Annotated in this window: 9 protein-coding genes and 1 pseudogene; 1 reads left to right on the forward strand and 9 read right to left on the reverse strand. The window is 75.4% G+C overall.

What is annotated here, in order from left to right; genetic code table 11:
* Positions 1–31: 31 nt before the first annotated feature.
* The 6 genes and pseudogenes from MNZ27_RS23540 to lpdA all read right to left on the reverse strand — a co-directional run bounded on the left by MNZ27_RS23540 (position 32) and on the right by lpdA (position 6,513).
* On the reverse strand, positions 32–1,351 hold the full coding sequence (locus MNZ27_RS23540; RefSeq protein ID WP_277957793.1) for a tetratricopeptide repeat protein: 1,320 nt from the start codon (positions 1,349–1,351) through the stop codon (positions 32–34).
* Positions 1,352–1,750: 399 nt separating this feature from the next.
* A pseudogene (locus MNZ27_RS24260) lies at positions 1,751–1,849 on the reverse strand (zinc-ribbon domain-containing protein); the annotation flags it as partial.
* Positions 1,850–1,899: 50 nt separating this feature from the next.
* Positions 1,900–2,301 (reverse strand): ComEA family DNA-binding protein, encoded by a 402-nt coding sequence (locus MNZ27_RS09990; protein ID WP_242393899.1) that lies wholly within the window; start codon positions 2,299–2,301, stop codon positions 1,900–1,902.
* A 64-nt stretch (positions 2,302–2,365) separates the two neighbouring features.
* Complete coding sequence (locus MNZ27_RS09995) at positions 2,366–3,748, reverse strand: aspartate kinase (protein WP_242393900.1); 1,383 nt, start codon at positions 3,746–3,748, stop codon at positions 2,366–2,368.
* A 189-nt stretch (positions 3,749–3,937) separates the two neighbouring features.
* The gene (gene lipB / locus MNZ27_RS10000; protein WP_242393901.1) at positions 3,938–5,068 is read right to left on the reverse strand and encodes a lipoyl(octanoyl) transferase LipB; all 1,131 of its coding nucleotides are present in this window, start codon (positions 5,066–5,068) and stop codon (positions 3,938–3,940) included.
* Complete coding sequence (gene lpdA / locus MNZ27_RS10005) at positions 5,065–6,513, reverse strand: dihydrolipoyl dehydrogenase (RefSeq protein ID WP_242393902.1); 1,449 nt, start codon at positions 6,511–6,513, stop codon at positions 5,065–5,067. Before lpdA ends, lipB begins: the two co-directional genes overlap by 4 nt.
* A gap of 243 nt (positions 6,514–6,756) precedes the next feature.
* Here lpdA and MNZ27_RS10010 point away from each other — a divergent pair, with 243 nt between their 5' ends.
* Positions 6,757–7,188, forward strand: a complete 432-nt coding sequence (locus MNZ27_RS10010) for a cytochrome c3 family protein (protein WP_242393903.1) — start codon at positions 6,757–6,759, stop codon at positions 7,186–7,188.
* Between the two features lie 172 nt (positions 7,189–7,360).
* On the opposite strand, the gene MNZ27_RS10015 is transcribed toward MNZ27_RS10010, so the two are convergent.
* From MNZ27_RS10015 to MNZ27_RS10025, 3 genes are all read right to left on the reverse strand, one after another.
* Complete coding sequence (locus tag MNZ27_RS10015; RefSeq protein ID WP_242393904.1) at positions 7,361–8,206, reverse strand: tRNA threonylcarbamoyladenosine dehydratase; 846 nt, start codon at positions 8,204–8,206, stop codon at positions 7,361–7,363.
* Between the two features lie 13 nt (positions 8,207–8,219).
* On the reverse strand, positions 8,220–9,038 hold the full coding sequence (locus MNZ27_RS10020) for a TatD family hydrolase (RefSeq protein ID WP_242393905.1): 819 nt from the start codon (positions 9,036–9,038) through the stop codon (positions 8,220–8,222).
* Positions 9,039–9,048: 10 nt separating this feature from the next.
* The coding region (locus MNZ27_RS10025; protein ID WP_242393906.1) for a dihydrolipoamide acetyltransferase family protein at positions 9,049–9,951 on the reverse strand (903 nt) is incomplete at its 5' end.

The following is a 9,951-nucleotide window of genomic DNA, read 5'->3' on the forward strand; positions in this document are numbered from 1 at the left end:
GCCGCGCCATCCCGGCGAGCCCGCTGGGGCGCTACCCGCCGTCCACCTCGGGTGCGGGCGGCGGCGGGGGCGGCGGCGGGGCGACGGGCCGCGGCGCAGGGACCGGCGCCGCGGCCGGGGTGAGGGCCCGGTGCGGCGGCGCCGCGCGCGGGGCGCCGGCGGACGTCGGAGGAGGCGGCACCTTCACGGCGGGGGCTGGCGGTCCGGAGGGAGAGACGATCACGGGCTGGGCAACCGGCTTCCGCGGGAGGGCGGCGCCGTTCCCCTCCGTGGGCGGAGCGGCGTTCGCTGCGCCGCCCGCGTCGGGCCCCGCGGCAGCCCCCGCTGCGGGGGAAGCGGTCGGTGAGGCGACGGGCCCCGCTGCGGGGGCCGGGGTCGGGGCCGCGCCCGGCCGGGGAGCCGGGGCAGACGGCGGGCGAGAGAGCTCGGCGCGGAGGCTGATGGCGCCCTCGTGGTGCGGGTTCGCGGCGAGGACGCCGTCGAGCGTCGCGAGCGCCTCCGCCCGTCGCCCCAGGTCGGCCTGGGTCCGGGCGAGCAGGTAGCGCGCGCGCAGCACCTCCGGATGGCGCGCCGCGATCGCGGCGAGCGCGGCGGCGCCCCGCTCGCGGCTGGCCCGCTCCTTCGACCGGAGCTCGAGCGTCGCCTCCGCGAGCCCCGCCCACGCGTCGTCGGGCGCCGCCGCCCGCGCGGCGTCCACGTAGCGGCGCACGAGGGCGGGGTCGCCCCCGAGGGCGTGATAGCACGCGAGGGCGCGCGGCACCTGCGCTCCCGTCGCTCCCGGCGCCCCCTCGAGCGGCGTCAGGGCGGCGAGCGCCTCCTCGCGGAGCGCCCGGGCCTTCTCCGCGCGCGCGCGGGCGTCGGCGCCGAGGGCGTCCACCTCGCTGGCCGCGGCCTTCTCCGCCGCTTCCCACCCCGGAGGCATGTCGCGCCGGAGCCGGTCACGCTCGGCGGACCTCGCGCTCGCCCGGGCCGACAGCGTCTCGCTCTCCTCCGCGAGCGTCGCCGCCCTGAGCACCTGCGCCAGCGCGCGATCCGCGACCGCGGGCCGGCCGCGGCGCGCGACCCGGTTCGCCTCGTCGAGGCGCTGCGCGGCCGCGTCGAGGCTCGCCGCGTCGTCGAGTGCGAGGAGCGCGAGCCCCTCGGTCTGGAGCTGCTCGGCCTCGGGGCTCTTGTGATTCGAGAGGTAGAGCCAGGCAGCCGCGGCGAGCGCGGCGAGCGCGAGCACGCCGGCGGGCACGAGCCAGCGGAGACGCGACTTCCAGCGAAGACGCGACTCGAACGTGCCGATGGTGTCGCGCCGCAGCAGCGGGCCACGCTGGATGAGGGCCTGCCCGGGCGCGGGCCGGTACACGGCGGGCCCGCTCCGCCCCGCGGGGCGCCCCTCCGGCGTGGACGTGTGGGGATACGGCGCGGCCGCGCCAGGGGTCGCGACCGAAGGCGCGCCGGCAGGCGCGGGAGCGGCTGCGGCGGGCGCTGACCCTGCGGCGGGCGTGCCCTCGGCGCCTGCGGACGCCGGTGTGGCGGAGGGTCGCGGCTGTTCAGGCGCCGCTTCCGGAGCCGGCGCCGCAGGAGGAGGCGCCGCCGCGGGCGAGCGCGCGGGCTCGCCCCCGGGCGCGTCGGTTGGCACTGCTCCGGGAGCACGCTCGGCGGAGGCGGATGGGGCAGGCGCCGCGGGCGTCTTGGCGGGCGGGGCGGCGGGCGCTTCCGCACGCGCCTGCTCGCCCGTAGCCGGCCGATGGGCCGTGAAGACGTGCTGGCAGCGCGTGCACTGGACCGGCGAGCCCTCGGGCGCGAGGAGCGCCTCGTCGAGCTCGTAGAGCGTCGAGCAGCGTTCGCAACGGATGACCAACGATCGACCCTCCAGTCGGCGCGCAGCGTACCCCAGCGCCGCTGCAGTCGCTACGGTTCGGGAGCGATCGCGAGGGCCTCCCGGGCCCGGGCGAGTCGTCGCGGCCCGATGCCGCGAACGCGCAGCAGATCGTCTACCTCGCGGAACGGACCGTCTCGACCCCGATCCGCGACGATCTCGGCCGCCAGCCCGCGACCGAGCCCCGGCACGAACGCCAGCTCGCGCTCTCCCGCCGTGTTCGGATCGATGGGCAGCCCGAGCACCAGCCGCTCGTCGGCGGCGAGGTCGCGCCGCGGACCAGCGTCCGTCGCGCAGCCGAGCCAGTGGCGCGGCGGGACTCCGAAGCCGGCCGGCGCACACGCCGGGCGAGCGGCCGGGCGCTCGAGCTGCGGCCTCGCGACGGACGACAGGCACGCGGCGAGCAGCACGGCGAGCGCCAGGCGATGTGGCATGACGGCCGGCCCAGCAAGAGCCGGGCCGGCCGCCGGGGCCGCCGCAGGGCTGCCAGCGACGCGACTACAGCGAGTGGAGGCAGAGGGCGTCGTTCAGCGCGGCGACGGCCTTCTTGTAGTCGTCGCGGTTGATCACGAACTGCATGTTCGTCTGGCGCAGGGACTGGGAGAAGGCGTTCACGTTGATCTTCTCCGCCGCGAGCGCCTGGGCGGCGCGGGCGAGGACGCCCGGGAAGGCGATGTTCGTCCCGATCACGCAGACGATGGCCGACGGCACCGCGGACACGAGCTCGTACTGGTTCTCGAGCTCCTCGAGGAAAGCGGAGCGCACGGCCTTGTCCCAGATCACGTGGGTGATCGAGTTCGCGTTGGTCGCCTTGAGGATGTACGAGACGCCGTGCCGCTTGAAGATCTCCATCACCCCGAGGTCGAACCCGACGGTGCCGACCATCGACGGATCGTGGATCTCGAGGGCGGTGACCTTCGGCGAGCCGGCGATCACCTCGATGCGCGCCTTGGTCCCGACGTAGTCCTTGGTGATGAGCGTGCCCGGGTGGTTCGGCTCGAAGGTGTTCTTGAGGCGGATCGCGATCCCGGCGAGCTCCATGGGCTTGGAGGCCTTCGGGTGGATCGCCTCCATCCCGACGTCGGCGAGCTGATCCGCGACGTCGAAGTTGGTCCGCCCGACCACCACCGCGTTCTTGGCGCCGACCAGCTCGGGATCGGCCGACGAGAGGTGGAACTCCTTGTGGATGACCGCCTCGTCCGCCTTGAGCTCGACCGCGACCTTGCTGAAGGTGACCTCCGAGTACCCGCGGTCGAACTCCCGCATGATCCCCTCGACGCCCTTCGTGTACCCGGTGACGACCACCACCTGGGACGACACGTCCACGCCCTGGAAGGACTTGTGGATGCGCTCGTCGATGGTGAGCGGGTCGTCGTCGTCGAAGCCGGAGAGGTCGAGGAGGAGCGCCTTCACGCCCTTACCCTTCAGGATCTCCACGCTGTTGAACGCGCTGTGCGCCTCGCCCACCGCGGCGAGCATCTCGCGCGCGGCGAGCAGGACGCTCTCCCGGCGGACGTAGCCGCTCGCGAGGACGTGGCGCATCGAGTCGAGGTAGCCGTGCAGCTCGTGCATCCGCTTCTCGATGAAGCCGTCGGCGACGGCGAGATCGAGCCCGACGGGCTGGAGCTCCGCGTTGATGCTCTTCAGCCTCCGCGTGAGCGCCTCGAGCGCGGTCGCGTAGTCGCCGCCCCCCGCGAAGCGCGCGTACACGCCGGGCTCGCCCGTCTTCTTGTGCTCGAGGAGCTGGTTCGTGACGCCGGAGTAGGCCGAGACGACGTAGACGCGCCCGTAGATGTTCTTCGGGTCGCGGAGCATGATGTTCTTCAGCACCTCGTCGAAGCGAGACATCGAGGTGCCGCCGATCTTCTCTACGCTGATCATGCGAGGGGGTCCGGTAGGTTGAGGGAAAGGGCCGAGATGCGGGATGATACCCGGATCTCGGCCCCGCGCCACGGGCGCCTGCCCGGCCGGGAGGCATCGAGGCCGCCGCCGGCGGCACGGGGCCCCGCCCGCCCACCTGCCTGGCCCGATGGGGAGCGCCCGCGTGACGGCGGCGCCCGGTCGCAGCGGTCACGCCGCAGGCGTCAGGAGCGCCAGCCTGGCGGCGGCGAGGCGCACGGCGCGGCGCAGCCCCGCGAACCTTAGCCGCTCGAGGGCCTCGTCCACCGTCACCGTCGCGTGCGCGGTGTGCTCGTCAGAGAGCCTCGGCACGAACCCCAGCGGGAGCCGCGCCGCGAACGCGGTCTCCTCGGCGATCACCACCGTCCCGGGCCGGACGCGGTTGACGCCCGGCTCGAGCCCGAACCCGTGCCGGTAGCCGAGGGCGACCACGCGGAGCTCGGCGCCCGTCTCCTCCCGCAGCTCCCGGCGGGCGGCCTGCTCCGCCGTCTCGCCCGGCTCGATCCGTCCCGTGACCGGCTGCCAGAAGCCGCCCCGCTCCGCGCTCCGCCGGAGCAGCAGCACGCGCCCGTCCCCGGTCATCGGCACCACCGACACCGTCCGGAGATCCGGCCCGGCGTCGGTGCGCGCGCGCCCGAGCGCGGCCGCGAGGTGCACCGCCAGCCGGCCCTCGACGGCCGCCGTCTCCGGCACCGGCCGGCCTCGCGCCCCGAGCTCGGCCGCGAGGCTGGTCACCCCCAGGCGCGGGTCGGCGATCCCGCACGGCACGATCGCCTGGAAGTGCGAGAGGTCGGTGCGCGCGTTGAAGGCGAGGCCGTGCGAGGTGATCCACCGCGACAGGTGCACGCCGACCGCGCCGAGCTTCCGGTGGCCCACCCAGCAGCCGCGGTGCTCCGGGTGGCGGCCCGCCTCGACGCCGAAGTCGGCGCAGGTGTCGATCATCGCCTGCTCGAGCGCGCTCACGTACCCGCGGACGTCGGGGCGATCGGAGAGATCCAGGACCGGGTAGCCGACGATCTGGCCGGGGCCGTGGTAGGTCACGTCCCCCCCGCGATCGGTCTCGTGGATCTCGAAGCCCTGCCGCTCGAGCCACGCGGGCGCGGCGAGGATGTTCCGGGCCGCCGCGTTGCGGCCGAGGGTCAGCACCGGCGGGTGCTCGAGGAGGAACAAGAAGTCGGTGCCGGGCGGCGCGCCCGCGCGGACCGCGTCGCCGGCGAGCCGCATCAGGGCGAGGCCGTCGGCGTACTCGACCCGGCCGAGCCGGTACGTGCGCAGCGTGCGGGGAGCGGAGGTGGAGGTCATGCGCGCGCCGTCGCCCCCGTGTCCGCCTTCCGCGGCCGCTCCGGCCGGTTCAGCATGTGGATGGCCTCCCCGAGCGCCGCCTTGCACGCCTCCATGAACGCCTCGGGCAGCGTCGGGTGGGCGTGGATGGTGAGCGCGACGTCCTCGAGGTACGCCCCCATCTCGAGCGCCAGCGCCGCCTCCGCGATGAGATCGGAGGCCTCCGGCCCGCAGATCGTGACGCCGAGGAGGAGCTTCGACGCGCGGTCCCCGATCACCTTCACGAACCCCTCCGCGTGGTCGATGGCGACCGCGCGGCCGAGGGCGCCGAAGGCGAACTTGCCGACGATCGGATCGTAGCCCGCCCGCCGGGCCTCGTCCTCGGAGAGGCCGACCGTGGCGATCTCGGGATCCGTGAAGATCGCCGCCGGGAGCGCCACCCAGTCCCGCGCCGACTTCATGCCGGCGATCGCCTCGGCCGCGATCTCGCCCTCCTTCGAGGCCTTGTGCGCGAGGAGCGGCGGCCCCGCCACGTCTCCGATGGCGAAGATCGACGGGACGCTCGTGCGGTACTGCTCGTTCACCTCGACGAAGCCGCGCGCGGTGAGCCTCACGCCCACCGCCTCGACCCCGAGCGCCTGCGGCGCCGGCCGGAAGCCGACGGCGCAGAGGATCCGCTCGCAGGGGAGCTCGAGCTCCTTGCCCTCCACCTCCGCCTTCACGACGAGGGCGTCGCCCCGCCGCTCGTACCCCTTCGCCTTCGCGTTCACGTGGATCGCGCCGCCGCGCTGCCGGATCCCCTTCTGGACCAGCCGCACCGCCTCCGGATCGATCCCGGTGAGGATCTGGGGGAGCGCCTCGAGGAAGGTCACCTGCGCGCCGAGCTTGGCGTAGACCGTCCCGAGCTCCATCCCGATCACGCCCCCGCCGATGCAGACGAGCCGCGCCGGGAGCTCGGGGACGTCCACCGCCTCCCGCGCGCTCCACACGTCCGGACCGAAGGTGAAGCCCGGGAGCTCGATGGGGTGCGCCCCCGTCGCGACGATGAAGGCCTTCGCCTCGAGCCGGGTCTTCTCGCCGCCGGCCCCCGTCACCTCGACCGCGCCCGGCGCGACGAAGACGGCGTCGCCCTTCACGACCGAGACGGTGTTCCCCTTCTCGAGGAACCCGATGCCGCCGACCATCTTCTTCACGACGGCGTCCTTGAACTCGCGGAGCTTCGCGAGGTCCACGCGGGGCGCCTCCACGAAGATCCCGCGGTTCGAGGCGCGCTTCGCGTCCTCGACGAGGTTCGCCGCGGCGATGAGGGCCTTCGAGGGGATGCATCCCCAGTTGATGCAGACGCCGCCGAGCTCCTCGCGGTCCACGAGCGCGGTCTTCTGGCCGAGCTGGGCGAGGCGGATGGCGGCGACGTAACCGCCGGGGCCGGCCCCGATCACCACTGCGTCGAAGGTCTGGGTGCCCATGGGCGCTCCCCTCCAGGTCACGTCCTCATAATCGGCCGGACGCCGCGGCGCGCGGGCTGGTGGCGACCTCCCCTCGCGCCGCGCTCCTCGCAGCGGACGAGTGTAGCGGTCCGCCTGACGCCACGGCGCGCGAGCTGGCGCATCCGGGAGGGGCGGTACTTCCCGGCACTTCCCCGCCGTTTCGCGCGTCGCGAGCTTTTTGGGTGACGGCGCCGCGTGGGGGCCGCGGGGGACGGGGGCCGCATGAGGCGAACGGCGTGGATGGGGGTGGGCGCGGCGTGCACGGCGGCGGTCATCGCCGCCATCGGATGGGGGACGCGGAACGATCCACTCGACGGGCCGGTGCAGCTCACCGTCTGCGAGCTCCGCTTCGCCGACCGCGCGCGGACCCCGACGCGGGCGTGCGTCGCCTGCCACGACGGCTCGGTCGGGTCGGAGATCGGCTTCGAGGTGCGCGCCACCCACCAGGCCAACGCGAACCACCCGGTGGACGTGTCGTACGCCGAGGCGGCGGCCCGGGATCCGAGGCTCGCACCCGAGAGCGCCCTCCCGCCGGACGTGATCCTCGTGGAGGGGCGCGTCGCCTGCACGACGTGCCACGACGGCGCCTCGACCGACCGCGGGCACGCGGTGCGCGGCCGCCCGGACCTCTGCACGAGCTGCCACCGGATGTGACGGCCCCGCCCGCTCGCGTTGAGCGTCGTGAGGCACACGATGCCGTCGCCGAGCGGGGGCACACGACGGCCGAGCAGCGCAGGCGATTCGAAGCTCCGTTCGCCCTGAGCGTAGGCGCGCGCTGCGCGCCGGAGTCGAAGGGCGAGCAGCGCAGGGAGGAGTCCACGGAGGGCTACTTCTTCTTCCGCCGCCTCCGCTCGGGCTCGGAGAGGACCCGCTGCGTCCGCGGCGCGATCCCGCAGAGCCGCTGCACGACCGCGGCGGCCGCGGCGAGGCCGAAGGCGCCGGTCGCGAACGCGGCGCTCCCGTAGCACTTCGGCTCGCGGCGGCGGGCGCCGGGCTCGACCGCGCGCACGCCGGGGATCCCGTCCTCGTCCCCGGGGAGCGCGAGGGTCGGGAGCGGCGTCTCGACGGACCAGACCGCGATCACCCCCGTCGGCCGGGTGGCCGGGATCCCGTGCCGCCGCCGCAGGTACTTGCGGACGTCCTTCCCGAGCTGGTCGGTGTGCGTCTCGCACAGGTCCGTCACCTGGACCGCGGTCGGATCGATCCGTCGCGCGGCCCCGAGCACGGTGACGATCGGCGTCCCCCTCTCCAGGCAGCGGGCGATGATGTGGAGCTTGGCGACGACGGTGTCCATCGCGTCCACCACGAACGACACGCCCTCCGGCACGAGCCGCTCCGCCGTGGCGGCGGAGTAGCGGGCGACCACGCCCTCGACGCGGGCGGCCGGGTTCACGCGGGCGAGCCGCGCCGCCATCACCTCCGCCTTGGCGCTCCCGAACGCGCCGTCGAGCGCGTGGAGCTGCCGGTTCGCGTTGGACGGCTCGACGCGCTCGCCGTCCACCAGCGTGAGCCGCCCGACGCCGGCCCGGGCGAGCGCCTCGGCGGTGAACGACCCGACGCCCCCGATCCCGAGCACCACCACGTGGGCCGCCGCGAGGCGATCCATGGCCTCCAGCCCGAGCAGCCGGGCGGTGCGATCGAGGTTAGCGGGGAGGCGGCGCGCGGTGGTCATCGCGCGGCGGAGTCTACCCGACTCCCGGCGCCGCTCCCTCCCCCGCGGGCGCGACCGGCAGCCGGAAGAGGGCGCGGGCGTTCCGGGCGGTGATCGCGCCGACCTCTTCCGCCGGGATCCCGAGCGCGGCGGCGACGCCGGCGGCGACGAGCGGCAGGTAGGCCGGCTCGTTCCGCCCACCGCGGTGCGGGGCTGGGGTCTGGTCCGGCGCGTCGGTCTCGAGGAGCAGCCGTTCGCGGGGGACCGCGCGCGCCGCGGCGAGCGGCCTCCGCGCGCGCTCGAAGGTGACCGGCCCCGCGAACGCGAAGTGGAGGCCCGCCGGGAGGAAGGCGCGGACCTGCTCGGCGCTGCCGGACCAGCTGTGCAGCACCCCGCCGGCGGGGAGGGCCTCCTCCTCGAGGAGCGCGAGGAGCGCGTCGTGCGCGCGGAGGCAGTGCAGGATCACCGGCAGCCGGTGGCGGCGGGCGACGGCGAGGTGGCCACGGAGCACCGCCACCTGGCGGTCCAGGGGCGCGCCCGCGGCCGCGCTCGCCCCGTCGAGGCCGCACTCGCCCACCGCCACCGCCCCGCCCCGCGCGAGCGCCGCGTCGAGGTCGGCGAGGTGCCGGTCGTCGTCGCGCGCCGGCACCTCCGGGAGGAGCTGCGGGTGGATCCCGAGGCCGAAGTGCAGCCCCGGGGTCGCCCGGCAGAGGTCGCGGAGCGCCGCCCAGCCGTCCGGTCCCACCGCCGGGACGACCAGCTCCGTCACCCCGGCGGCCCGGGCGCGGGCGAGCACCGCGTCGCGATCGCCGTCGAACGCCCGCGCGTCGAGGTGGCAGTGGCTGTCGATCACCCTCGAGATGTTACGCGAGCTGCATGAAGAGCAGGTCCGGATCCTCGAGCAGGCGGATCACCTCGTACGCGAACGCCGCCGCCTCGTGCCCGTCCACGACCCGGTGGTCGCTCGTGACCGAGACGTGCATCACCTGGCGGGCCTCGATCCGACCGTCCCTCACCAGCGGCGTCAGTCGGATCCGGTGGATCCCGAGGATCCCGACCTCCGGGTAGTTCAGGACCGGGGTCGCGAACAGCCCGCCGAGGGCGCCCAGGCTGGTGATCGTGAAGGTCGAGCGGCCCATGTCCTCCGGCCGCGACCGCCCTGCCCTCGCGTCGCCGGCGAGCCGCTCGACGTCCCGGGCGAGCTCGAGGAGGGAGCGGCGGTCGGCGCCGCGGATCACCGGGACCACCAGGCCCGCGTCCGTCGCCGACGCGATGCCGATGTCGTACCAGCGCTTCAGCACCAGCTCCTGCCGCTCCTCGTCGAGCGCCGCGTTCAGCCGCGGGTGCTTGCGGAGCGCCGCGACCACCGCCTTCACGACGAACGGGAGGTACGTGACCTTCACCCCCTCCTCGCGCGCGGCCCGGGCGATCCGCTCCTTCACCCGGACCAGCTCGGTCACGTCCGCCTGCTCCACGAACGTGAAGTGCGCGGCGGTCCGCTTCGAGCGCGCCATGTTCTCGGCGATCCGCTTGCGGAGACCCCGGAGCGGGAGCCGCTCCTCCGCGCCGGCGGCGGGCACGGCGGCCCGCGCAGCCGAGGGCGCGGGGCGGGGGGTGGCGGCGATCCCCGGAGCCGGCGGCTGCGGCGGCCCGACCTCGGCCGGCCGCGAGGGACCCTCGCCCGCGCGCTCGCGCCGGGCCCGGGCGAGGTCGTCCTTGGTGACGCGCCCGCCCGACCCCGTTCCGGCCACGGCGTTCACGTCGAG

The organism is Anaeromyxobacter oryzisoli (assembly GCF_022690765.1).
GTDB classification, from domain to species: domain Bacteria; phylum Myxococcota; class Myxococcia; order Myxococcales; family Anaeromyxobacteraceae; genus Anaeromyxobacter; species Anaeromyxobacter oryzisoli.

Excerpts from the sequence above, each read along its gene's own strand:
- MNZ27_RS09990 (WP_242393899.1), bottom strand. The coding sequence starts at position 2,301 with ATGCCACATCGCCTGGCGCTCGCCGTGCTGCTCGCCGCGTGCCTGTCG.
- MNZ27_RS09995 (WP_242393900.1), bottom strand. The coding sequence starts at position 3,748 with ATGATCAGCGTAGAGAAGATCGGCGGCACCTCGATGTCTCGCTTCGAC.
- lipB (WP_242393901.1), bottom strand. The coding sequence starts at position 5,068 with ATGACCTCCACCTCCGCTCCCCGCACGCTGCGCACGTACCGGCTCGGC.
- lpdA (WP_242393902.1), bottom strand. The coding sequence starts at position 6,513 with ATGGGCACCCAGACCTTCGACGCAGTGGTGATCGGGGCCGGCCCCGGC.
- MNZ27_RS10010 (WP_242393903.1), top strand. The coding sequence starts at position 6,757 with ATGAGGCGAACGGCGTGGATGGGGGTGGGCGCGGCGTGCACGGCGGCG.
- MNZ27_RS10015 (WP_242393904.1), bottom strand. The coding sequence starts at position 8,206 with ATGACCACCGCGCGCCGCCTCCCCGCTAACCTCGATCGCACCGCCCGG.